Below are 23,203 nucleotides of genomic sequence, written 5' to 3' on the forward strand. Positions count from 1 at the left end.
CTATTCAATCGCTTTAGTGACCGCCCTCTCCTTCTGATACCGCTCTCGGGCTCTATTCAATCGCTTTAGTGACCGCCCTCTCCTTCTGATACCGCTCTCGGGCTCTATTCACTCGCTTTAGTGACCGCCCTCTCCTTCTGATACGGCTCTCGGGCTCCATTGTCGTTCTCCCTACTGTACTTCTGTTCTCTTTTTCTTCCAACGTAGGAAAGAAAAACGATGGCCGAGTATCTGTCCTGCTAAATGTGAGCGGACCGTTAAAAATAAATAAATGAGTCCACCAGCCGCTATGGATGGAACTAAAACAATTAACGCATTCGTCCAGTTTGTCATCGGGAATAGCATTTCTAGTAAATGTTTAACGATTACAACGACAAACGCCATCACAGCTACAAATATGGAAATGAGTAAAAATCTCTTAATAATAAAACGATAATCATAATTAGCAAATTTCCCAATCGCCCAAACGTTAACGGCAATCGCAATCGCGTATCCAATATAGGTTGTTAACACCCCGCCTACTGCGCCTAATAAATAAATGGCCCACCAGTTTGAAACAAGCTTTACCACTAGGGCAACAACTAATCCAATCACTGCATACTTTTGCTTATTCATCCCTTGTAAAATAGCGGACGTCACAGCAAACAGCGAGAAGAAAATCGCAATCGGAGCATAATAACGCAATATACTTCCGCCAATTTCAACATCCTCAAATCCAAAAAGGACACCAAAAGCTGGGAAGGATAAGATTGACAATCCTACCGCCGCAGGGATCGTTAGGAATAATATGATTTGATACGTTTGTGTAATTTGATTTCGCAGTACTTCCTCTTCGCCATTTATAAACGATTTAGTAATCGTTGGAATTAGCGTTATCGAAAACGCCGTAGCTAATGCCACTGGAATTAAGATTAGTTTATGAGATGATTGCGAGAATACACCAAAAGCAACCTCTGCTTCCGCCTGTGAAACACCTGACGCTATTAGCGCACGGTTGAACGTAAATAAATCGATAAGTTGATATAGCGGAATAGCTAGACCAATAAATGATAAAGGTAAAGCATATGAAATAAGCTCCTTGTACATGCTTTTAAGCGGGATCTTATGATCAACTGTACTCTCACTCAATTGGCGATTTAATAGCTCTTTTCTTTTAAACCAATAAACTAATAGAACAACCAGACCACCTATGGCTCCCACAAAGGCTCCAAATGTTGCAAAACCAACGGCTACGCCAATCCCCCCTTGATATACACCGACAATCAAGAACGTTAAACTTAAAATAAAAATAATCCGAACAATTTGTTCAACAACTTGTGATACAGCCGTTGGACCCATCGATTGAAATCCTTGGAAATAGCCGCGGATAACAGACATGATCGGAACAATAATTAATGCTGTACTAACCATTCGGATCGAAAAAATCATATCATCCATGGAGTTTCCTTGAAGTTCACTAGGATCTTTAATGATTAATGTCGAAATAACGGGTGCCATAAAGAACAGCATTAAAAAGGCGATAAATCCCGTAATGGACATAACGATTAACCCAGAGTTAAACAGCCTTCTTCCCGTATAATAGTCTCCAAGTGCGTTATATTTAGCGACAAATTTAGAAACGGCTAACGGTACTCCCATTGTTGCTAGACTAAGTATGACCGTATATGGTAAATAACCATAAGCGTATAATGCCAGACCTTGCTGCCCAACAATAGCACTGAACGGAAAAATATATATTAGACCAAGAATTTTAGAAATGAATGTTGCGGCCGTGAGGATCATCGTCCCGCGAATAAGTTTTGAGTCTGACATAGTGTCCTCCTGATAAATTAAAACGAACTGAACATATACAGTCTACCGTATTTTTACAAAGTATCAAGTTAACCTTTTAAGATTTTAATAAAATAATTTCTTTTTCTTGGACCATCAAACTCACAAAAGTATATTCCCTGCCACTGTCCTAATACGAGATCTCCACTAAAGATAATGACAGACTGTGAGGATCCCACAGTGCTAGCCTTTAAATGAGAAGCTGAATTTCCTTCCATATGACGATACTTGGAATGCTCCCACGGATAGACTTCATCTAGTCTCATCAACATATCGTGCTTTACATCAGGGTCAGCATTTTCATTAATCGTAATGCCAGCAGTTGTATGTGGACAATAAACCATGACTATACCGTCCTTTACACCGACATCTTTAACAAATTGTCTTATTTCATCTGTAATATCAATCATTTCATCTCGTTTAGTTGTTTTTATCGATAATTTCGTTAACATGTTTAATCCCCCTTCAAAAGCTACCATTTCTTCATTGTACTAATCTCCTTTTTTATGATCAATGTTATTAGCTTGAATATGGTCAGGATTTAGTACTTTCCGCTTATCACCTATTGCGAATTGTGACTTTTTGCATAAGTTGTACTAAGTGGGGTAGAAGGAGGTGTATATGATGGGCGCATATAAACATTCATTTAACTTTGCGTTAATCGTAGTCCTGTTTATCTTGTTAATCATAATCGGTACAGCTTACGTCTACTAATCAAGATAATTGGGAGTTCAAACACTGAATATAAATATTACCTCTCTTAACTTAGGCGTCTAATTTTTAGGCGCCTTTTTAATGCGTTCATTTATGGTGCTGGCTCTTTTCTAAAGGCTGGTTTCGTATACTATACTACTGTAGTCTATATATATTAGATCCAATTAACTGATAATGGGTGTACGATAGTATATTTTGCTCTAAAAGTGAAACAATTACCAACAAGTCTAGATATCATGATAAACTCTTGAATTAGATAAGTGGTAACAATGCTTAAATTAAGACTTTTTATGTTATTCAAGATAAAAAACATGAATGAAAGGTGTATAAAAGTATGTATGATGTTATTGTAATTGGCGGTGGGCCTTCTGGTCTGATGGCTTCAATTGCGGCTGCTAATCAAGGAGCGAATGTCTTGTTGATTGACAAAGGTGATCAACTGGGCAGAAAGCTTGGAATTTCTGGTGGAGGTCGCTGCAACGTTACAAACCGTATGGCTCTTGACGAATTAATTGCTCATATTCCTGGAAATGGTCGGTTTATGCACAGCCCTTTTTCTGTCTTTAATAATGAGGATATTATTCAATTCTTTGAAGGGTTAGGTATTCGTTTAAAAGAAGAAGATCGCGGAAGAATGTTTCCCGTTAGCGATAAGGCTTCTACCGTTGTTCGTACGCTGATAGATCGAGTTAAAACGCTTGGAGTTAAAATTAAAACACATTCTCCAGTAAGAAATGTTCGTTATGATGATGAAAAGGTACTCGGAGTTACATTAGAAAATGGGGAAACGATTGATGCGCTAAACGTAATTATTGCTACAGGTGGTAAAAGTGTTCCTCATACAGGTTCAACAGGTGACGGATATCCTTGGGCAAGAAAAGCTGGCCATACAATTACTGATTTGTACCCTACAGAAGTACCGATAACTTCTGATGAACCATTTATCAAAAAGAAAGTGTTGCAAGGTCTTTCTTTACGAAATGTTGAGCTTTCAGTCATAAATGCGAAAGGAAAAATAATTAAGACTCATGAAGGTGATATGATCTTTACACACTTTGGCATTTCTGGCCCTATTGTTTTGAGGTGTAGTCAATATGTCGTCAAAGAATTAAAGAAACAGAAAGATAAATCGAATTCGGTTGTTATGAGTATCGACCTCATCCCTACTAAATCAGCGGAAGAAGTTTTTCAAGAGTTACGTAAACTCCTAAAAGAGGAACCAAAAAAAGCTGTAAAAAATGTACTAAAAGGATACTTACCTGATCGAATTTTAACCTTTATTTTAGAAAAATTAGAAATTGATTTAGGAACTAGCTGTGCAAATATTGGTAATGAACCTCTTAGACAGCTGGCACAGCTCATTAAAGAATTTAAGTTTGAGGTAAATGGAACATTACCCATTGAAAAAGCATTTGTAACAGGCGGTGGCGTTTCAGTAAAAGAAATTCACCCGAAAACGATGGAGTCAAAAAAGAAGCAAGGATTGTATTTTTGTGGGGAAGTATTAGATATCCACGGATATACAGGAGGCTACAATATTACCGCAGCCTTTTCCACTGGCTATACGGCTGGATTTTCAGCAGGAGCTAGGAAAACGACCAGTTAACCACAAAGTTATACACAACCTGTGGATAAAAACACTGATAATTTGTGTATAAATTATCTGCGGTAAATTAGCGATTTCCTTACATAATATTTAGCTTGTGAATAAGTTTTCTGTTTACCCACAAGCTTATTCACAAAAAACGAGACAATCCGACAAAGTTATTTAGATTTCTCAAAAATTTTATCATCGTTTGTAAATTTATGTGGATGAACGAAAAAATGAGGCTGATACCAGCCTCATTCATCTTTATATCGAAAAGCCTCCGAGCTTTGTTTCTAAATACTCGTGAATACCTTCCTTGCCACCTTCACGTCCGAGTCCACTTTCTTTCATACCTCCAAATGGAGCTGCGGCTGCTGTCGGATTGATATCATTTATTCCGATAATTCCGAACTTCAGCTTTTCAAACATTGTCATAGCGCGCTTTAAATCATTTGTATAGACGTAGGCGGCTAATCCATAATCTGTGTCATTTGCCATCTTTAAAACTTCTTCTTCCGTTTCAAACGGAATGATTGGAGCTACAGGACCGAATGTTTCTTCATAATAAATAGTCATCGACTCATCAACATCAGTCAATACAGTTGGTGAATAGAACGTCCCTTTATGAAGGGCCTCACTGACAAGACGCTCACCACCTATTGCCACTTTAGCTCCTTTACTCGTCGCATCACTTACTTGGTTATGGACTTTCTCTAGAGCTTGCGTATCAACGAGCGGGCCAATTGAAATGCCTTCCTCTAGGCCATTACCTGCTTTCATTTTACTTACACGTTCCACAAATGTTTCAGTGAACTTGTCAATAATACTTTTGTGGACAAAGATCCTGTTTGGACTAATACAAGCTTGACCCGTATTTAAAAACTTCACTAGCGTTGCACCTTTTGCAGCATGAACTGGATCTGCATCATCGAACACGATAAATGGGGCATGGCCGCCGAGTTCCATCGAAACTCGCTTCACTTGTTTCCCAGCTTGTTCGGCAATGTATTTACCAACTTCTGTTGACCCCGTGAACGTAATCTTCTTGACGGATTTATGTGTTAAAAACACTTGACCAACTTCCTCTGGCTTTTCAGTCGTAACTAAGTTTACGACTCCTGCAGGCAGTCCAGCTTCTTCAAACACCTTAAACATTTCAACTGCGCATAACGGTGTTTGTTCAGCTGGTTTTAATACAACTGTACATCCCGCTGCAATCGCTGGAGCTATTTTTCTAGTAATCATTGAAATGGGGTAGTTCCATGGTGTAATCGCACAAACAACACCTACAGGCTGATGTAGCACCATAAATCGTTGGTCTTTTCTTGGAGAAGGTAAAATTTCACCATTTACTCGCTTCGCTTCCTCAGCATACAGCAAGAGAAAATCCGCACCGTATTGGACTTCATTTCTTGCTGCTTTTAATGGCTTCCCTTGCTCCTTTGACATCATCACTGCTAGCTGATCTTTCTTTTCGATCATCAATTCATAGGCTTTATAAAGATATTTAGACCGTTCATAAGCGGTTAATGTGGACCAAGCTTCAAATGCATCTTCAGCAGCAGAAATAGCATTCATCGCATCTTCAGCTGTCCCATTCGCCACAGTGTCTAGAACTTCACCAGTAGCTGGGTTAAACGAAGAAAAAGTATTCCCGCTTTCTGTCGGCTGCCATTTTCCATTAATATACAACACAATAATCGCTCCTACTGTTTATTTGACGTTTACTGCTTTTTTTACTTGTTCACAAAAAGCTTCAATTTGCTGTGCAAACTGTTTTGGCTTCTCTAGTTGCACGTAATGCCCTGCACCTGAAATGACTTCTAACTGAACATTTTCATTGGCATTAACAATTTCTGATTGAGCGTTTGGAGGTAGCAATTTATCCTCATCACCATAAAGAGCTAAAATAGGAAGTGTCAATTGAGAAATTGTCGTTTTTCCGTTTTTATATAAATCACACGCTTTAAAATCATTTAAAGCAACTGATACTGGCGTTTGATCTAACTCTGCTTTCTCTTCAGTCATTAAGCTTTCATCTGTCGATTTGCTATATGAAGCTAAGAAGAGAAATTCAGGAAATTGACCGATTTCTAATTGACCGATAATTTTCGGATGAACAGGTAGTTCGTAATAAGATGCAGCAAGAACGAGTCCTTTTACATGAGGGTTAATAGCTGCTAGTTCGATACCTACCATTCCGCCCATTGAATGACCTACAACAATAACGTCTTCTGTAATTGTATCAGATAAGCGTTTAGCATAGTCTTCAACTGACTCTGCGATCACTTCTTGATTAGATCCGTGCCCTGGTAAATCAATGCTCTCGAACGAAAGGTTTGGCAAATATTCATTCATCTTTCTCCACTTACTACTTGAACCACCAGCACCGTGAATAAATAATACTTTCATTTATTTCCCTCCTAGTAAGTTTCTTGCAACAACTAAACGTTGGATTTGGTTTGTACCTTCATAAATTTGAGTTATCTTAGCATCTCTCATCATTCGCTCGACATTGTACTCCTGAATGTAACCATAGCCACCTAGTAATTGTACAGCATCTGTTGTAACTTTCATTGCTACATCAGAAGCAAACATTTTCGCCATCGATGAAGCTTGCGTAAGTTCCGGATTTTTACCTGTTGCCGTTAAATCATTTACTTTTGCTGCTGCACGGTATACGAGACCACGGGCAGCTTCTACTTGTGTCGCCATATCTGCCAACATGAATTGTACACCTTGGAAAGAAGCTATCGGCTTACCGAATTGTTCTCGTTCTTGAACATACTCTAAAGCAGCATCTAAAGCACCTTGAGCGATACCAAGCGCTTGCGCAGCGACGGTTGGCCTCGACTTATCAAAGGTTTTCATAGCCGCCATCCAACCTTCCCCTTCACCGCCGATGATATTTTCAGCTGGAACACGACAGTTTTCAAAGAATAGTTGAGCAGTCGGTGAACCTTTAATACCCATTTTCTTTTCCAACTTACCGACTTCAAATCCTGGAGTATCTTTTTCAACGACAAACGCTGATATGCCATTTTCTGTTTGCGCAAATACGGTGTATAGATCAGCAACCCCACCATTGCTGATGAACATTTTTTGACCATATAAAACATAGCTATCCCCGTCTTTTACCGCACGTGTCTTAAGGCTTTTTACATCAGAACCGGCACCTGGCTCCGTTAACGCATAAGCAATTACCTTTTTTCCTGAAGCAACATCTGGGAGAAAACGTTGCTTTAACTCATGACTTCCGCTAATAATAATCGGTAAAGCCCCAAGTTCTTGGACCACAACGACCTGTGAAGATGATGCACAAACACGGGCAATTTCTTCTACTATCGTACAAAAGCTAAGTAAATCTAACCCAGCACCGCCGTATTCTTCAGGCATGTTTGCTCCGATATATCCGTATTCAGAAACAAGCTTCAATACATCCCATGGATATTGTGCTTCTTCATCAATTTCCATCGCACGTGGTTTAATTTTTTCTTGAGCTAATCTATGAATCTCTTGTTTAATTTGCTGATGCTCGGCCGATAATTCAAAATAACTCATCGCTTCTCCCCCATTTATATTGATAATCATTGTTTCTTAATAATCGTAAAAGCCTCTACCCGTTTTTCTACCTAGGTGACCAGCTCTTACTAATTTTCTCAATAAAGGTGCTGCTCTGTATTTTGAATCCTGTGTTTCTTCATAAAGAGAATCCTGGACGAATAATAAAGTATCTAAGCCAATTAAATCAGCTAATGCTAATGGTCCAATCGGGTGGTTAGCTCCTAGTTTCATACCTTTATCAATATCTTCTGCACTTGCAATTCCTTCTTGTAAAACGAAGATGGCTTCATTAATCATTGGTACAAGGATGCGGTTTACCGCAAATAACGGAGCTTCCTTCACATCAATCGCTTCTTTTCCAAGAGATTCTACCAACGCTCTTGATTTTTCATATGTCTCTTCTGTAGTATCATAACCACGAATTAACTCAACTAATTTCATAACTGGTACTGGATTAAAGAAGTGGAATCCCATTACACGACTAGGATCCTCTATAACACTAGCCATTTCTGTAATACTTAAACCTGATGTATTACTTACGATTAATGTCTCACTGCCTACAATTTTATCGACTTTCTTAAAAATCTCTTTTTTCAGTTCAATATTTTCATTAACGGCTTCGATCACACAATCCATCTCTGCAAGTACCTGCCAATCGGTAGATGTTGAAAGTCTACCTTGAAACTCTTCAACTTGTCCTTCAGTTACTTTCCCTTTTTCTACAGCTCGGCTCCAGTTTTTATTAATTTGCTTTAAGCCTCTTTCAAAAAATGCAGCTTCTTGTTCAATACCCGTAACCTCATAACCTGCTTCTACACACACTTGAGCAATGCCTGAACCCATAGTTCCAAATCCAATAACAGCAATTTTTTTCATTCTAGTATCCTCCTAATTTATCGATATATTATAAGTCTTATTTTCTAGTGAAATTTGGTTCTCTTTTTTCGAAGAATGCTGCGACGCCTTCATTCTTATCTTCAGTGTCACATAACGTCCCAAAATATGTAGCTTCCGTATGCAATCCTTCTTCTAACGTCTGATCAAGCCCTTCATTTACTGCTTTCTTTGCAGCTCTAACAGCTAATGGGCCTCTTTTTGAGATTTTCTCCGCCCATTTTCTCGCTTCGTCTAGTGCTGATTCTTCTGTTACTTCTTCAACAATACCCACTTTATAAGCCTCTTCAGCTGAAAGGAATTCACCAGAGAAGATAAGCTGCTTCGCTTTTCCACTACCAATTAATCGTGGTAATCTTTGTGTTCCGCCATATCCAGGTAAAATTCCTAGCTTCACTTCTGGCAAACCAAATTGCGAACGGCTTGTTGCAATTCTAAAGTCACAAGCAAGCGCTAGCTCTAAACCACCGCCCAGTGTAAATCCATCAATTGCAGCAATTACAGGCTGTTCAAGGTCTGCGATTTGTTGAAAGATTTGCTGGCCTTTCTTTACGAGCTCTACCCCTGTATCAGCTGTTAAATTAGGAAAGTCCTTAATGTCCGCACCAGCAACAAATGCTTTATTTCCAGCTCCTGTAATAATAATTACATTCACATCTTCACTAATGTTATTAACAATCTCTGATAACTCCTCAAGTACTTGTTTTTCAAGCGCATTGACTGGAGGTGAATCTATTGTGATTGTTCCAATTTGATTTTCTACCTCGTAATTTACTTTTGTCATCGTATACCCCTCCTAGTTATGTTTAAACATTTCAATATCTCATTGCAAAAACTATGCCAAAATTCAGAACTTTATTTAAACACTGGAAAGACGATAGTCACCTTAACTTTGTTTCTTATAGAAACAATCAGTGTTCCCTAAAGAAACAGCAGTTTCCTTTAGAAACATTTCAATTTGTGCAAAGACAACTGCTTGCTGCATAATAAAAGCTTAAGTATAATGAATGAAAATCACTGCATTTATTAAATATTCTAAATCTTCAACTCTATGAACAATATCTAATTGACAGTTCTTAAAAGGTGGTGAACTTATGATCATTTATGCATTAAGCGGTCCTAGTGGGACGGGTAAAAGTACAAGCGCTCTCTCATTCGCTTATGAAAAAAATATCCCTGCAATCATTGATGATGGATTATTAATTGTTCGAGGGAAAAAAGTAGCTGGTACTTCAGCAAAGTTCGAGAAAAACTATATTACCGCTGTTAAGAGAGCAACGTTTCATTTCGAAGAGCATAAAAAAGAGGTTCAAGAAGCCATAAAAATATATAACCTTTCCAAAATACTTATCATCGGTACTTCTCCAAAAATGGTGAAACGAATTTGCTCGACTTTGGAGCTTGGTGAAATTGATCACCTTATTGACGTTAGCGAAATCCGCTCATCGCGAGAAATTAAAATGGCATTATACGTACGCTTAACGCAAGGGAAGCATGTAATTCCAATCCCACATAAACAAGTGGAGCAAAGCTTTTTTAAACGACTCATTAAACAAGGAATGAAAATCTTCTCACAAAAAGAGGAAGTGATTGGAGAAACGACCGTCGTTTATCCTGATTTTGACTCTAACTCTATTCAAATTTCTAAAAAAGTATTAACTTCAATTGCTGCTTATGAATGCGAGCAGCCTCTAGAAGTTAAACAATGCCAACAAGTAAACGTTCAAATGACTGCACTGCCTACCGTCGATTTAACGGTCAGTCTACACCATCCACTTCAACGAACGCTCCAAGATATTGGTGAAGATATTCAATCCAGAGTTCAACAAGCTTTTCATAACTATCTGCACTTAGAACTTCATTCCATTCATATTCATTTCGTTAAATAGTAAACACCGAAGGGGTGTTAGTCCTTCGGTGTCTTTGTTATAGTCTTCTTTTAAAATTAGGTGGGCGCTTTTCTACAAACGATGCAACCCCTTCTGGGAAATCATGCGGGTCAACGAATGATGTTTCTCCTTGCCACAACTCTTCTACACTGTTAACACAGTTAGCAACAGATCGTTTAATAGCCTTTAGCGAAGCTGGTGATTGAGAGGCAACTAATCTCCCCATGCGAATCGCATAGCGATCGAGCTTTTCTTCTTGAACGAGGTAGTTGATTAAGCCTAAGCTTTTACAATCTTCAGCATCATATAGTCGACCTGTGAAAACTAAATCTTTCGTTCGACTCGGCCCAATTAAATCAACTAGACGCTGGGCAAATTTATTATTTAAGGTAATTCCTAACCGACCGACCGGAATCCCCATTCTCGTCTTATTTGAACCAATTCTAATATCACATGCAAGTGCAAGCTCTAAACCCGCCCCCATCGCTGGACCATTGATTACGCCTATAGTTGGGATAGGCAATTGTTCAAATGTGGAGATCGCTCTTTCCATAAGTAAAAAAGAAGCTTCAGCTTCATCAACTGACATTTGATGAAACTCTTTAATATCTGATCCTGCTGTAAACTGTTCCCCTGCTCCCCTTAATATCGCCACTTTATTTTTGGGATTGTCTAATATTTTGGCCCCAATCTCTGATAATTGTGTCCACATATTCGATGTTAATGCATTTTTTGAATGAGGGCGACTTAAACTAATGATCGCTAAACCGGCAGTTTCTTGATACGTGATCTTGGCATCGTCATCTTCCATTCTTTGAATTTGAACTCGCAATTCCTTCTCCCCCTTTTGTCTCTTTAAGTAAATTCACTTATCATTATGCAAATTACGTGCCAAAATTGGTAGACAATAATACTTGGGTTCGAATAGCAAAAAAAAGAACAATTTATTCAATACAATCTAGTGGCGAAGACTCCCTTAGTAATTTACCGACATTACATCATATCGTATTTTTTTAATTTTGCATAAAACGCTTTTCTACTGATCCCCAGTTTATTAATAGCATCAGAGCGATTTTTACTTACTTTTATGACTTGCTGTAGGACCGTTTTCTCAGTATTTTCTAAAGCTTCGTGTAGCTGATAATTTGTCGTCCTGAGTTCAACACGCTCTCTTTGAAATAGCGGCGGCTCTGAACGTTTATTGTCTGTTCCTTCTCTAATATAGTCTGGAATATCATCAATAACAAAATGAGATCTCGGACAAACAGCTACCATATGTTCGAGTACATTATAAAGCTCCCTGACATTCCCAGGCCAATCGTACTGTTTTAAGGCAACGATGATGTCCTCATCTACGCTAACATGTTTTCCATACTTAGACTTTAATTGATGTAATAAATTCTCGACTAAAAATGGTAAATCTTCTTTTCTATCTCGAAGCGGAGGAATGGTGATTGGAACTACATTGATTCGGTAATACAAGTCTTCTCGGAAAGTCCCTTTTTTTATTTCCTCACTTAAATTCCGATTCGTTGCACAAATAATACGTACATCCATTGGAATAGCTTTCGTTCCACCAACCTTGTGAAACGAACGTTCTTGAATAACACGCAGGAGCTTCGCTTGAACATTTAAAGACATTTCCCCAATTTCATCTAAAAATAATGTCCCACCCCTTGCTAATTCAATTAATCCCTTTTTGCCGCCTTTTCGTGACCCTGTAAAAGAACCTTCCTCAAAACCGAACAATTCACTTTCAAATAAATTATCTGGAATCGATGCAATATTTATTGGAATAAATGGTTGATCATGTCTAGTGCTTGCTTCATGGATTGCTTTTGCAAATACTTCTTTACCAACACCACTTTCTCCATATAGCATGATCGTAACGTCTGTTGCAGCTACTTTTTTGGCTAGCGAGACAGAGGTCTTCATTTTATAAACACTACTATTTAGCAATGAGAAATTTCTTCTATCTAGCTGTTTTCTTAATTCAGTTGAGTATGTCTTATACTTCTTCAATTCTTCTTCTAAATGAGTAACTTCACTAATATCTTTCATTATTGTGACAACGCCAATCATTTCTCCATTTTCCATTAACGGCGTTATGTTAGCGCATACATCTTTCTTTAAAGAGTGAACGTAACTACAATCATTAATCAGTGGTTTTCCACTTTTTATGACTTCAATAATTCGTGAACTTTCTTCAATTTTATGTAAATTCTTTCCGATGATCTTATCTTTTGGCACGTTGAACTGTTCAGTATAGGCTTTGTTAACATATGAAACCGTATAATCTGTTAATACGACGATTACAGCATCATGAAGAGATTCTAGGATCGATAGTAAATGATGTTCTAATTTCATTAGGACTCCCTCCAATCGAAAAGGTTAAGACCATTTGCTAACATGTCTATAAAAAGCAGCGCAAATGTAGTTTGTATCCGAACATTTTCATAGTTTAATTGAATCTTATTTAATTAGGAGATTAATGTCAATCAAATCCAAAAAGTAAAGTAAATATTTTGTATTTTCTAACTACTTAATTATTTCAAAAACCTTCACGCAAGGCGTGAAGAACCAAGCTTACGCTAAGTTAACGGTCCAATAGCTAATAGCAACAATCCTTTAAAAAAGTACCTTGAGAAAAGAGCCACAGATTAAAACTCTTACTGCCTTTAATGTTATATTTTAATAATATTAGGATGAGAACTATCTTTAAGTTTTTCGTTTTTTTGGAAGTTACTCACAGGATGTGGATAAAATAACCCACTAATTGTGCATAGTTAATTGCCTGTTATTACTGAATTTGACTATCCTTTTCAGCTAACTGTGTATAATAAAGTAGGTTATACACAGAGTTATTCACAACCTTTCAAGTTATCCCCATGTTCATTATTTTATGAATTTGTTGCTGCAGTGGATAAGTGAAAAAGAAAAAATGGAGAAGCATTATTCCGAAATAAAGAATAATACCTTCTCCATTTTCATTAATTAGCAACGATATTGACCAGCTTTCCAGGAACGGCAATTACTTTTCGAATCGTCTTTCCTTCAATCGCTTCGTTTACTTTTTCATCCGTACGTGCGAGCTCTTCCATTTGTTCTTTGCTTGCATCCTTAGGAATAACTAGCTTCGCTTTCACTTTACCATTCACTTGAACAACAATTTCAATCTCATCTTCGACTAAATATTTCTCATCGAAATTAGGCCATGATGCATAAGCAAGTGTATCTTGATGACCTAGCCTCTGCCATAACTCTTCTGCTACATGAGGAGCGACTGGAGAAATCAGCTTCACAAAACCTTCCATTAATGATTTCGGTAATGTTTCTTGCTTATATGCTTCGTTAATGAAGACCATTAATTGTGAAATGCCAACGTTGAAACGTAAGCCTTCAAAATCTTCACTTACTTTCTTAACGGTTTGATGGTACGTACGTGTCAACACTTCAGTACCGTCTTCTTCCGTAATTTTTGAATTTAGTTCACCAGTTGCTTCGTCGATAAATAAACGCCAAATTCGGTCTAAGAAACGTCGCGCACCGTCTAAACCGTTTTCTGACCATGCGATTGATGCATCAAGTGGTCCCATGAACATCTCGTATAAGCGAAGCGTGTCTGCACCGTGACTTTCAATAATATCATCAGGGTTTACAACATTTCCTTTTGATTTACTCATCTTCTCATTATTTTCGCCAAGAATCATTCCTTGGTTAAATAATTTTTGGAATGGCTCTTTTGTAGGAACAACCCCAAGATCATAAAGTACTTTATGCCAGAAACGTGCATATAACAAGTGAAGTACTGCATGCTCTGCTCCACCAATATAAATATCAACTGGTAGCCAGTGATTTAATTTTTCAGGATCAGCAAGCTGTTCGTTATTTTTTGGATCAATATATCGTAAGTAGTACCAGCAGCTTCCTGCCCACTGTGGCATCGTATTTGTTTCACGACGTCCTTTTTTACCTGTCTCTGGACAAACCACTTCTAACCAATCTTTAGCATTAGCTAATGGTGATTCACCTGTTCCAGATGGTCGAATTTCATCCATCTCTGGAAGTACTAATGGTAACTCTTCTTCAGCTACAGGAGTCATCGTCCCATCTTCCCAATGAATAATTGGAATTGGTTCACCCCAATAACGTTGGCGACTGAATAACCAGTCACGAAGGCGGTATGTAATTTTCTTCGTGCCTTTTCCTTCTTTTTCCAGCCATTCAAGCATTTTGCTTATCGCTTCTTCTTTATCTAATCCATCAAGGAAGTCAGAGTTTACATGAGGACCGTCACCTGTGTATGCTTCTTCTTCAATGTTACCACCAGAGACAACCTCTTTAATTTGCAGGTTAAATTCTTTGGCAAACTCATAGTCTCTTTCGTCATGTCCTGGTACCGCCATAATTGCACCAGTTCCATAGCTTACAAGTACATAATCAGCAATCCAAACTGGCAGCTTTTCACCATTTACAGGATTGATGGCATATGCCCCTGTGAAAACACCTGTTTTTTCTTTTGCTAATTCTGTCCGCTCCAGATCACTCTTCGTTGCCACTTTCTTTTTATATGCCTCAATTGCTTCTTTTTGTTCCACAGTTGTGATTTGATCGATTAATTTGTGCTCTGGTGCTAACACCATATACGTTGCCCCGAATAACGTATCTGGACGTGTTGTAAATACCGTAATAGACTCATCATGACCATCAATTGTAAAAGTGACCTCAGCCCCTTCTGATTTACCAATCCAGTTACGTTGCATGTCTTTAATGCTTTCAGGCCAATCTAGTTCTTCTAAATCGTCTAATAAGCGATCAGCGTATTCTGTAATCTTTAGTACCCATTGCTTCATTGGGCGGCGTTCTACTGGGTGTCCGCCACGCTCACTTTTCCCATCAATTACTTCTTCATTCGCAAGAACTGTTCCTAAAGCTGGACACCAGTTTACCGCAACTTCGTCTACATAAGCTAAACCTTTTTTATATAATTGCAGGAAGATCCATTGTGTCCACTTATAATAGTTTTGATCTGTCGTATCGACTTCACGATCCCAATCATATGAAAAGCCAAGTGACTTAATTTGTCTTCTGAAGTTATTAATATTTTGCTGTGTGAATTCCCGCGGGTGTTTTCCCGTATCTAACGCATATTGCTCTGCTGGAAGTCCAAATGCATCCCAACCCATCGGATGTAAAACATTGTATCCTTGCATTCGCTTCATTCTTGATAAGATATCTGTTGCTGTATAACCTTCAGGGTGTCCTACATGAAGCCCTGCTCCTGACGGATACGGGAACATATCTAAAGCATAAAATTTCTTTTTGTCTAACTCATCTAACGTTTTAAACGTTTTGTTTTCTTCCCAATACTGTTGCCACTTCTTCTCGATTGTTTGATGTTGAAAAGACATTCAATTTCCTCCTATTGATTGGTTATTATATGTAATTGTTGAATAAATACGTTCATCAGCTAGCAGCTACTTGAACAAAAGTCACATTACCGAAGAAACTCGGTAGACTGCTTATTTTAGGTCAGGCCATAAAAAAACCTCCCACCCCTAGCGTTATCGTTAGGGACGAGAGGTTGATCACAAATTAATTTTCCCGCGGTACCACCCAAATTAGTATGAAAGAAAAAATCCATACTCACTTTAGTAACCTTAACGCGGCGGACGGCAGCAGCTACTATTCGTTCACTCCTGCAACTTTGAGGCGAGTTCATGGGTATCATCGATTGACTTTCACCAGCCGTCAATTCTCTATATGCTAGATACGTCACTACTATTCCTCTTCATCGTTATTAATGATTTTTTATTATAAAAGCTAATATACTTGCTATTGTATGAATTTGTCGATTTTCTGTCAAGACCATTTTTACCAAATTCCACTAGAAACATACCTTTTTTCTATTATTATTATGATTGAACGGAATGCTTGGCTGCATGTTCAGTTACTGTTTTTTCCTTTAAGACTCGGTCATACAGAGCTGTTGAAATGAACGCCAGACAGAATAGCCCCATAAGGGTATAGAAAAGAGTTACCATACCAAAGGATTCAGCTATTAAACCACCGATAAATGGCCCCATCATTCTTCCGCCCGTAGCAACACTATTGACGACACCTTGATAAAACCCTGCTTTTCCTTCAGGTGCAAGTTTGTGAGCAATCGTAGGAATGGCTGGCCAGATAAACATCTCACCAATCGTTAAAATAACCATTGCGACAATGAACATCGTAAAAGCTTGTGCCTGGGATAAAACAAAGAATGAGATGATAAAGATCACTAAACCTGTGTATATTTGTGCCTTTAACGTATGAACCCATCTTCGAACAAAGAAAGCAATAATCGGTTGACATAGGACGATCATCGCACCATTAATCGTCCAAAGGACACTGTATTGTTTTAATGAGATTCCTAATTGCTGTGTGTAGACCGAAATATTCGATTGCCACTGCACATACGCCAGCCAACAAATAAAGTACCCCGCCAATACAATTAATAAGGCAATAAACTGCCGACTAAATGAAAAATGTCTCTTTTGCTCAAAGACGTTTGACGTTGCTTGAGAAACCGTTTGATTCGCTTCAATCTGTCTAAAACCGAATATAGCGAGCAGTAAAAATAAACAATACACGATACCATTCGAAATAAAGATATAATCTATCTTTATTGAAGCAACAACACCAGCTAAGGCTGTTCCTAAGGCAACACCGACATTTTGAGCAACATACATAGCATTGAAGGCTTTTCTTCCCCCTTCAGGCCATGCGGTTCCAGCCATAGCATAAAGGGCAGGAAATGTCATTCCAGCACCAAAACCAATCCCTATTAGCAAAGCGACATACCACAAAAATGTGTGATTGTAGGCTAGAATAAAGGCGCTAATAATTGTAATAGCGATTCCATAGATGACCGTCTTATAACCACCTATTCGATCAAACAAAGTTCCGCCAATGAGATTTCCAATGACACCAGCCCCTGCATTCATCATTAATACGAATCCTGCAACAGATAATGGTTTACCTAACTCTTGATGTAAATAAATCGTGTTAAGTGGCCAAATGAAAGAAGCACCTGTTACATTGATAACCATACCAATAACAAGTAACCAAATTGCTTTAGGCATTATATGACTCTCCTCTTATTTCGTCTCTCTAAGCAAATAGTAAAAGATAACCATTAAAATAGCAATGCTTTTTCATTACCATTTCAGTCGTTCGAGTTTCTTGTTCGTTTATGATAGGATAATGAAGTATCTTATAACCAATTAAAGGTGATTATTAATGGAAATAAAAAGACAACATGAACCCGTTCCTTTACGCTTCGGGGACAAAAGATATCATTCTTGGAACTATCACTTAAGGCAGCAATTTGGCGAAAAGGTGTTTAAAATACCGCTGGATGCTGGCTTTGACTGCCCTAACCGTGACGGTAAGGTGGCTAGTGGCGGTTGTACGTTTTGCAGTGAGAGAGGCTCGGGTGACTTTGCTGGTGATCGAAAAGATGATTTAGTAACACAGTTTAGTACCATTAAAGAGCGCATGCACAGAAAGTGGAAAAGCGGAAAATATATTGGCTATTTTCAAGCATATAGTAATACGTATGCACCCGTTAGCCAACTTAGAGAAATGTACGAAGTTATATTACAGCAAGACGGTGTGGTTGGCCTTTCGATTGCAACTCGTCCCGATTGCTTACCTGATGACGTTGTCGAATATTTGGCTGAATTAAACAAGCGAACTTACTTATGGGTAGAGCTTGGCTTACAAACCGTTCACGAGCGAACGGCTCTTTTAATTAACCGAGCACATGATTATCAATGTTATATCGATGGTGTGAATAAGCTAAGAAAGCATGGGATTCGTGTATGTGCTCACATTATTAACGGTTTGCCTTTGGAAACGACAGAAATGATGAAACAAACGGTAGAAGAAGTTTGTAAATTAGATATCCAAGGAATTAAAATCCATTTGCTTCATTTAATGAAAAAGACACCAATGGTTAAGCAGTATGAAAAAGGTCTTGTCCAGTTTATGGATTTCAATGAATACGTTAACCTAGTCGTCGATCAAATCGAGATACTCCCACCTCATGTTATCATTCATCGTTTAACAGGCGATGGTCCAGCTGATATGGTGATAGGTCCGATGTGGAGCTTGAAAAAATGGGATGTACTAAATGCGATCGAAGCGGAACTTAAGCGCCGTGATACATGGCAAGGAAAGTTCTATCAAAAAGAAGGTGAAATCGAATGAATATAGATGGTATCCTCCCCTTTGCTCGAATACTATTAGAAAAGGTAGTTCATAGTGGTGATATTGCTATCGACGGTACGGCTGGAAACGGTCATGATACACTTTTTTTAGCGAAAAGAGTTGGCGAACATGGACGCGTCTATTCCTTTGACATTCAAGAAAAGGCGATCGAAAAAACAAAAAAAAGAGTAGTAGAACATGCAGTTGAAAAACAAGTGACACTACTTCATAAAAGTCATGATCATTTATCCGAAAGCATTCCGAAGGAGCACCAAGGAAAAATAAAAGGTGCTATTTTCAATTTAGGCTATTTACCTGGTGGCGACAAAGAAATTGTGACGAAACCAGAATCCACCCTCTCATCTATTGAGCAGCTTTTTGAAATGCTCGACATTGGGGGCATTATTGTTCTAGTGATCTATCACGGCCATGAGCAAGGTAAACTTGAAAAGGCTGCGGTTTTACAATATGTTGAACAATTAAATCAAGAAGATGTTCATGTATTAAAATACGAGTTTATTAATCAAAAAAACAACCCACCATTTATAATTGCGATTGAAAAAAGGTAAATTACATTATTTTTCATTTTTGAAACGGTTGACAACCTGGGTAAGGTGGCTTAAAACTATAGTTAACATAAAAAATTCAGAAAATTAAAGATAGAGACCAATTTATGAATTGGTGGGGGGAGAAATCTATGACAATATTACAGACGATCCTTGATTATAACGAGACGTTTGTAAAAGAAAAAAAATACGAGGAATATCAAACGACGAAATTCCCGAATAAAAAGCTAGTAATTTTATCTTGTATGGATACTCGTCTTACGGAACTATTACCTCGTGCGATGAATTTAAAAAATGGTGACGCAAAAATTATTAAAAATGCTGGCGCAATCATCAGTCACCCTTTTGGTAGTATTATGAGAAGTATTATTGTTGCGCTATACGAGCTACAAGCTCAAGAGGTTTGCATAATCGGTCACCACGGCTGTGGAATGGCTGGTCTTGAGTCAAATAGTGTTCTATCAAAAGCTGAAGACCGAGGCGTGTCGATGGAGAAAGTAGAGACCGTCGCTTTTGCAGGAATTAATGTGAATGAATGGCTTAAAGGCTTTTCAAAGGTCGAAGAAAGTGTAATGCATAGTGTTGAAATGGTTAAAAAACATCCGCTTCTGCCACCAAATACGCCTGTCCATGGCTTAGTCATCTGTCCTGAAACAGGAAAATTAGATACCGTTGTAGATGGCTATGATTTTACAGGTGAAAAATAAATAAATTGCTGTATCTGAATGAGACTGGATTTACAATGTAAATCTAGCAGTTTTCACAATGAATTTCACCGGTAAAATTCATACTAATAAAGGCTTAGAGACAATTAGTTCTCTACGCCTTTTTAGGTTAAAAGCTTATTCAACTGATTCTCCAGTTAATTTAAGTACAACACTTCACATTAAGGTTTTGAGATAAGGAAAAGTACTACTAAATTTTTTACAGATCCTTTGATTTTTATTCGTTTTTATGTGGAATTTACGAATTAGCAGGAATAGTGACTGTAATCTTATTTCCTAAATATTCTATAATAAGAGGTTTAATCGTAGGACAAGGTGCGTTTAACAACTTAATTTCTTGACCGAGAAGTGTTACATTAATATCAATTATTCTAGGTTCTATTTCTATAATTTCACCTACATATGTTTCACTTTCTCCAGTTGCTGTAGTAAGTTCAACGGAAACTAGCTCTAATTTTGGACCTATACCCATAAAAATAACTCCTTTCAACTTGTATACACGATATCGATATGCTTTTAACATTTAATTTGGTTGGACAATATGGAACCTATAAAGCCCTTTTTACTTTGTTTGTATGCGCAATGTGTGCTAAGAGTTATAGATCTTGTCGAAAAAGAAAAAGCATTACCTTTATTCCAGTAATGCTCCATTTAGCTTAACTATATTTTAAATGTTTGAATTAAACACGGTTCTTCATCAATAATGTCTTCTCTTTCTTCGAATTGAATATTCAATTCACTGTAAATCTTTTTCCAAAATGAAACAGCAGGCTTATTTTTAATAAGCTCAATAACAAAATATTTCCCTTGCTTTTCTTGAAATATTTTTTTAATCGTTTGCTTACCTAATCCTTTGCCTTTGTATTTATTTAGGATAAAAATATCATTTATTCCAAAGTCATTACTTTTTTTCAAGAAAGGACGCTCTAATAATAATATAAAGCCTATAATACTATCTTCCATTTTTATAAAATATGGGGAAATTCCATCAATTTCCCAAAACTTTTCTAAATCCTCATATTCAAATAAACCGTCAGCTCCAATGTCAATATATGAAGTGAATTTTGAAAGATCATGAAGATACAAAGAGTAAAGGTTTCTTAAGATAGGTTTTTCGGTTTCTAATACCTCTTTTAATGTAATACCCATTCTGTAATTTCCCCTTTTAAAATATTTGTATATCTATTTTTCGATGCTGCACCACGGTTCTCCACCTACCTCTTCCGGCGATATACCCAACTATTTAAATAGAAGAAAAACGTAGACATTCCACCAAACCGAATAAACTTCTTGGCTGTTTCTTTCACCTTTTTTTGTCTTTGGACTTTTTCATCAGCCAAGTAAATAGCGACCAAGCCCTTATTAATCAAGTAATGGAAGTTTCTATTAGGTAGTTGGTTTATGCTCACTTCTGCTTGTTTTACAAAATGACGAAACCGAGAAATTAAATCTTCTTCACTTTCATAGTAGAAACAAAAGTTTAAGTCTCCACCGATACGATCTTCCTCCTGATCAATAAAATAATCTAGTAATATATGTAACCCTTGAACATAAGGAAAGTAACCATCTTTCACTCGTTTAACGGTTGCTTCTGCAAGACTTTCATCGGTAGCATATGCCGCCATACAAAAAATACCTAATGTTGAACCCGCACAAGCTGAAAACTCATACCAAGACATTTCAGGTACATTCTCTTTATGTTGTTCAAACCATTCTTGAAGCAGAGGTTCACGATCTTCTTTTTTTACATGCTTGTACACTTGAAGGTCACAATAATATTGGCAGAGTTCGTTCATGGCTAATTGGACTTTATTAAAGGATGGAAGGTCCTCTAACACTTGTTGACAAGTAAGTACTAAACTTCGCAAGTATCCTCCATCATCCTGTTCCGTTCGCAATCGATAATAATTAACCGGCTCTGCCCCTGGTGTTAAAGCATGTATCATTGATTCATGTAACGCCCGAAAGTCCTCTGGGTCTAAAGAGGTACTACGGTCACAGAGGTTATCTAAATAATCACTAATCGTTTGATAGGCAACGATAAATCTTATGATTTTATCATATTGACGTCCAGCCAATAATCCATAAATTCCGCCACCCTCACAGTGAAATGTCTTTGTTTCTATACTCATGAGCGCTTGTTTTTTCAGTTCAGGATCTGGGATGGTTTGAGCTTTAAGTTTCCATTCATCTAAATACGTATGTACCGTTGGTATTACTTCTCGATAAATGCTGTACATTAACGTCCAAGGTAGACTAGGTACTTTCAAAATGACCCTCCTCCCGTTTCCAATAATTTAATATATAGTACATTATCACAATCGGTTTTATTATCCAAATCTAGTGCTTATTAATTTCACTCAATATTTGCCGCATTTTAAAGATGGAGCTCCGCAAACACTCTTGCATAACGAAACACACTATCACGTTCTGGCTCATTAAATAATTCGTGGAAAAGTCCATCCCATTCTTTAAACCATTTTTCATCGACTTTTAATTGATCATACCAATTCCTTGAAGCATCATTATCTACTATATGATCGTCTCCTGCTTGAATTAAAAGAAGAGGAACATTTGGGAATTTATTGATTTTTTTATTGGCTAACGCCATTGCTTTAACAATTTCTTGATACCAGCGCAAGGAAACCTTCGTTACTCTTAATTCATCTATTAAGTACATTTCTCTTATTTCTTCGTTTCGGGTCACAAGATGTGTCTTTAATCCAGACGGCGCTGTGACACTTGGTAATAATCGATGTAACGCTTTGGAAGTCATCGTCTTATATTTCGGTGGTTCCTCCGCTAATTTTAATAACGGTGATGACAATATGACTCCGTGTAGATCCAATTTCTTTTCCATTAATGTACGAATGGAAACAAGTCCCCCCATGCTATGACCTAATAGATAAACAGGTAAGCCATATAAAGCTGCTTCTTTATACCATTCATACACTGTTTCAATATATTGATTAAACGAGTCAATATGCCCTCGCTTTCCTCTCGTTTTTCCTTGTCCAGGCAGGTCGCCCATCACAATATGAAAACCCGCTTGCTGCCATTGTTTTCTTAACCAACCGTATCTTCCGTGATGCTCACCTGCTCCATGGACGATAACTATAACACCCTTTGGCTGTTGACTACATTCCCATTTCCACATAATAATCCCCTTTCTATCTA

General features: G+C 37.7%; 21 protein-coding genes and 1 other annotated feature. Of the genes, 6 read left to right on the top strand and 15 right to left on the bottom strand.

From position 1 onward, the window contains the following. Window positions 1–171: 171 nt before the first annotated feature. Together GKP30_RS21585 and GKP30_RS21590 are read right to left on the bottom strand one after the other, a co-directional pair. Window positions 172–1,812, bottom strand: coding sequence for a putative polysaccharide biosynthesis protein (locus tag GKP30_RS21585; protein WP_216831537.1), 1,641 nt, complete (start codon window positions 1,810–1,812; stop codon window positions 172–174). Between the two features lie 68 nt (window positions 1,813–1,880). Then, window positions 1,881–2,282 (bottom strand): secondary thiamine-phosphate synthase enzyme YjbQ, encoded by a 402-nt coding sequence (locus GKP30_RS21590; protein ID WP_216831538.1) that lies wholly within the window; start codon window positions 2,280–2,282, stop codon window positions 1,881–1,883. Window positions 2,283–2,454: 172 nt separating this feature from the next. On the opposite strand from GKP30_RS21590, the gene GKP30_RS21595 reads away from it, so the two are divergent. Both GKP30_RS21595 and GKP30_RS21600 read left to right on the top strand, forming a co-directional pair. Then, a complete protein-coding gene (locus GKP30_RS21595) occupies window positions 2,455–2,544 on the top strand; it encodes a YjcZ family sporulation protein (RefSeq protein ID WP_407928653.1) in 90 nt (29 codons plus the stop codon). Between the two features lie 334 nt (window positions 2,545–2,878). Beyond that, window positions 2,879–4,150, top strand: coding sequence for a BaiN/RdsA family NAD(P)/FAD-dependent oxidoreductase (locus tag GKP30_RS21600; protein WP_216831540.1), 1,272 nt, complete (start codon window positions 2,879–2,881; stop codon window positions 4,148–4,150). A gap of 246 nt (window positions 4,151–4,396) precedes the next feature. Here GKP30_RS21600 and GKP30_RS21605 read toward each other — a convergent pair whose 3' ends face one another. The 5 genes from GKP30_RS21605 to GKP30_RS21625 are packed head-to-tail and all read right to left on the bottom strand — an operon-like array spanning window position 4,397 to window position 9,374. Next, the gene (locus GKP30_RS21605) at window positions 4,397–5,827 is read right to left on the bottom strand and encodes an NAD-dependent succinate-semialdehyde dehydrogenase (protein WP_216831541.1); all 1,431 of its coding nucleotides are present in this window, start codon (window positions 5,825–5,827) and stop codon (window positions 4,397–4,399) included. 18 nt (window positions 5,828–5,845) lie between these two features. Further along, complete coding sequence (locus GKP30_RS21610) at window positions 5,846–6,544, bottom strand: alpha/beta fold hydrolase (protein ID WP_216831542.1); 699 nt, start codon at window positions 6,542–6,544, stop codon at window positions 5,846–5,848. Next, the gene (locus GKP30_RS21615; protein ID WP_216831543.1) at window positions 6,545–7,693 is read right to left on the bottom strand and encodes an acyl-CoA dehydrogenase family protein; all 1,149 of its coding nucleotides are present in this window, start codon (window positions 7,691–7,693) and stop codon (window positions 6,545–6,547) included. A gap of 36 nt (window positions 7,694–7,729) precedes the next feature. After that, on the bottom strand, window positions 7,730–8,572 hold the full coding sequence (locus GKP30_RS21620) for a 3-hydroxyacyl-CoA dehydrogenase NAD-binding domain-containing protein (RefSeq protein WP_216831544.1): 843 nt from the start codon (window positions 8,570–8,572) through the stop codon (window positions 7,730–7,732). A gap of 37 nt (window positions 8,573–8,609) precedes the next feature. After that, a complete protein-coding gene (locus tag GKP30_RS21625; RefSeq protein WP_216831545.1) occupies window positions 8,610–9,374 on the bottom strand; it encodes an enoyl-CoA hydratase/isomerase family protein in 765 nt (254 codons plus the stop codon). Window positions 9,375–9,684: 310 nt separating this feature from the next. Here GKP30_RS21625 and GKP30_RS21630 point away from each other — a divergent pair, with 310 nt between their 5' ends. Continuing rightward, window positions 9,685–10,479: a hypothetical protein gene (locus GKP30_RS21630; RefSeq protein WP_216831546.1), complete on the top strand. Its 795-nt coding sequence runs from the start codon at window positions 9,685–9,687 to the stop codon at window positions 10,477–10,479. A gap of 37 nt (window positions 10,480–10,516) precedes the next feature. Here GKP30_RS21630 and GKP30_RS21635 read toward each other — a convergent pair whose 3' ends face one another. The 4 genes from GKP30_RS21635 to GKP30_RS21650 form a co-directional block, all read right to left on the bottom strand. Then, complete coding sequence (locus GKP30_RS21635; protein ID WP_216831547.1) at window positions 10,517–11,311, bottom strand: enoyl-CoA hydratase/isomerase family protein; 795 nt, start codon at window positions 11,309–11,311, stop codon at window positions 10,517–10,519. Between the two features lie 161 nt (window positions 11,312–11,472). After that, window positions 11,473–12,846, bottom strand: a complete 1,374-nt coding sequence (locus GKP30_RS21640) for a sigma-54 interaction domain-containing protein (RefSeq protein ID WP_216831548.1) — start codon at window positions 12,844–12,846, stop codon at window positions 11,473–11,475. 623 nt (window positions 12,847–13,469) lie between these two features. Further along, window positions 13,470–15,890, bottom strand: coding sequence for a leucine--tRNA ligase (gene leuS, locus GKP30_RS21645; protein WP_216831549.1), 2,421 nt, complete (start codon window positions 15,888–15,890; stop codon window positions 13,470–13,472). A gap of 158 nt (window positions 15,891–16,048) precedes the next feature. Then, window positions 16,049–16,283: a binding site (T-box leader), on the bottom strand. Window positions 16,284–16,394: 111 nt separating this feature from the next. Continuing rightward, window positions 16,395–17,606: an MDR family MFS transporter gene (locus GKP30_RS21650; protein WP_216831550.1), complete on the bottom strand. Its 1,212-nt coding sequence runs from the start codon at window positions 17,604–17,606 to the stop codon at window positions 16,395–16,397. A 157-nt stretch (window positions 17,607–17,763) separates the two neighbouring features. On the opposite strand from GKP30_RS21650, the gene GKP30_RS21655 reads away from it, so the two are divergent. From GKP30_RS21655 to GKP30_RS21665, 3 genes are all read left to right on the top strand, one after another. Next, entirely contained in the window at window positions 17,764–18,735 is a 972-nt protein-coding gene (locus GKP30_RS21655; RefSeq protein WP_216831551.1) for a TIGR01212 family radical SAM protein, read from the top strand. Further along, entirely contained in the window at window positions 18,732–19,304 is a 573-nt protein-coding gene (locus tag GKP30_RS21660) for a class I SAM-dependent methyltransferase (RefSeq protein ID WP_216831552.1), read from the top strand. The genes GKP30_RS21655 and GKP30_RS21660 overlap by 4 nt, the downstream gene beginning before the upstream one ends. A gap of 128 nt (window positions 19,305–19,432) precedes the next feature. Beyond that, complete coding sequence (locus GKP30_RS21665; RefSeq protein WP_216831553.1) at window positions 19,433–20,008, top strand: beta-class carbonic anhydrase; 576 nt, start codon at window positions 19,433–19,435, stop codon at window positions 20,006–20,008. Between the two features lie 256 nt (window positions 20,009–20,264). Here the strand turns inward: GKP30_RS21665 and GKP30_RS21670 are convergent, their stop codons facing one another. The 4 genes from GKP30_RS21670 to GKP30_RS21685 all read right to left on the bottom strand — a co-directional run bounded on the left by GKP30_RS21670 (window position 20,265) and on the right by GKP30_RS21685 (window position 23,183). After that, window positions 20,265–20,498 carry a hypothetical protein gene (locus GKP30_RS21670; protein ID WP_216831554.1) on the bottom strand — a complete coding sequence of 78 codons (234 nt, stop codon included), beginning with the start codon at window positions 20,496–20,498 and terminating at the stop codon, window positions 20,265–20,267. Between the two features lie 188 nt (window positions 20,499–20,686). Beyond that, entirely contained in the window at window positions 20,687–21,175 is a 489-nt protein-coding gene (locus tag GKP30_RS21675; RefSeq protein WP_216831555.1) for a GNAT family N-acetyltransferase, read from the bottom strand. A 65-nt stretch (window positions 21,176–21,240) separates the two neighbouring features. Beyond that, window positions 21,241–22,296 carry a tetraprenyl-beta-curcumene synthase family protein gene (locus GKP30_RS21680; protein ID WP_216831556.1) on the bottom strand — a complete coding sequence of 352 codons (1,056 nt, stop codon included), beginning with the start codon at window positions 22,294–22,296 and terminating at the stop codon, window positions 21,241–21,243. A 107-nt stretch (window positions 22,297–22,403) separates the two neighbouring features. Then, window positions 22,404–23,183, bottom strand: a complete 780-nt coding sequence (locus GKP30_RS21685) for an alpha/beta hydrolase (RefSeq protein ID WP_216831557.1) — start codon at window positions 23,181–23,183, stop codon at window positions 22,404–22,406. Window positions 23,184–23,203: the final 20 nt, after the last annotated feature.

The organism is Alkalihalobacterium elongatum (assembly GCF_019024285.1).
Taxonomy (GTDB): domain Bacteria; phylum Bacillota; class Bacilli; order Bacillales; family Bacillaceae_F; genus Alkalihalobacterium; species Alkalihalobacterium elongatum.

Excerpts from the sequence above, each read along its gene's own strand:
- GKP30_RS21585 (WP_216831537.1), bottom strand. The coding sequence starts at position 1,812 with ATGTCAGACTCAAAACTTATTCGCGGGACGATGATCCTCACGGCCGCA.
- GKP30_RS21590 (WP_216831538.1), bottom strand. The coding sequence starts at position 2,282 with ATGTTAACGAAATTATCGATAAAAACAACTAAACGAGATGAAATGATT.
- GKP30_RS21595 (WP_407928653.1), top strand. The coding sequence starts at position 2,455 with ATGGGCGCATATAAACATTCATTTAACTTTGCGTTAATCGTAGTCCTG.
- GKP30_RS21600 (WP_216831540.1), top strand. The coding sequence starts at position 2,879 with ATGTATGATGTTATTGTAATTGGCGGTGGGCCTTCTGGTCTGATGGCT.
- GKP30_RS21610 (WP_216831542.1), bottom strand. The coding sequence starts at position 6,544 with ATGAAAGTATTATTTATTCACGGTGCTGGTGGTTCAAGTAGTAAGTGG.
- GKP30_RS21615 (WP_216831543.1), bottom strand. The coding sequence starts at position 7,693 with ATGAGTTATTTTGAATTATCGGCCGAGCATCAGCAAATTAAACAAGAG.
- GKP30_RS21620 (WP_216831544.1), bottom strand. The coding sequence starts at position 8,572 with ATGAAAAAAATTGCTGTTATTGGATTTGGAACTATGGGTTCAGGCATT.
- GKP30_RS21625 (WP_216831545.1), bottom strand. The coding sequence starts at position 9,374 with ATGACAAAAGTAAATTACGAGGTAGAAAATCAAATTGGAACAATCACA.
- GKP30_RS21630 (WP_216831546.1), top strand. The coding sequence starts at position 9,685 with ATGATCATTTATGCATTAAGCGGTCCTAGTGGGACGGGTAAAAGTACA.
- GKP30_RS21640 (WP_216831548.1), bottom strand. The coding sequence starts at position 12,846 with ATGAAATTAGAACATCATTTACTATCGATCCTAGAATCTCTTCATGAT.
- leuS (WP_216831549.1), bottom strand. The coding sequence starts at position 15,890 with ATGTCTTTTCAACATCAAACAATCGAGAAGAAGTGGCAACAGTATTGG.
- GKP30_RS21650 (WP_216831550.1), bottom strand. The coding sequence starts at position 17,606 with ATGCCTAAAGCAATTTGGTTACTTGTTATTGGTATGGTTATCAATGTA.
- GKP30_RS21655 (WP_216831551.1), top strand. The coding sequence starts at position 17,764 with ATGGAAATAAAAAGACAACATGAACCCGTTCCTTTACGCTTCGGGGAC.
- GKP30_RS21660 (WP_216831552.1), top strand. The coding sequence starts at position 18,732 with ATGAATATAGATGGTATCCTCCCCTTTGCTCGAATACTATTAGAAAAG.
- GKP30_RS21665 (WP_216831553.1), top strand. The coding sequence starts at position 19,433 with ATGACAATATTACAGACGATCCTTGATTATAACGAGACGTTTGTAAAA.
- GKP30_RS21670 (WP_216831554.1), bottom strand. The coding sequence starts at position 20,498 with ATGGGTATAGGTCCAAAATTAGAGCTAGTTTCCGTTGAACTTACTACA.
- GKP30_RS21675 (WP_216831555.1), bottom strand. The coding sequence starts at position 21,175 with ATGGGTATTACATTAAAAGAGGTATTAGAAACCGAAAAACCTATCTTA.
- GKP30_RS21685 (WP_216831557.1), bottom strand. The coding sequence starts at position 23,183 with ATGTGGAAATGGGAATGTAGTCAACAGCCAAAGGGTGTTATAGTTATC.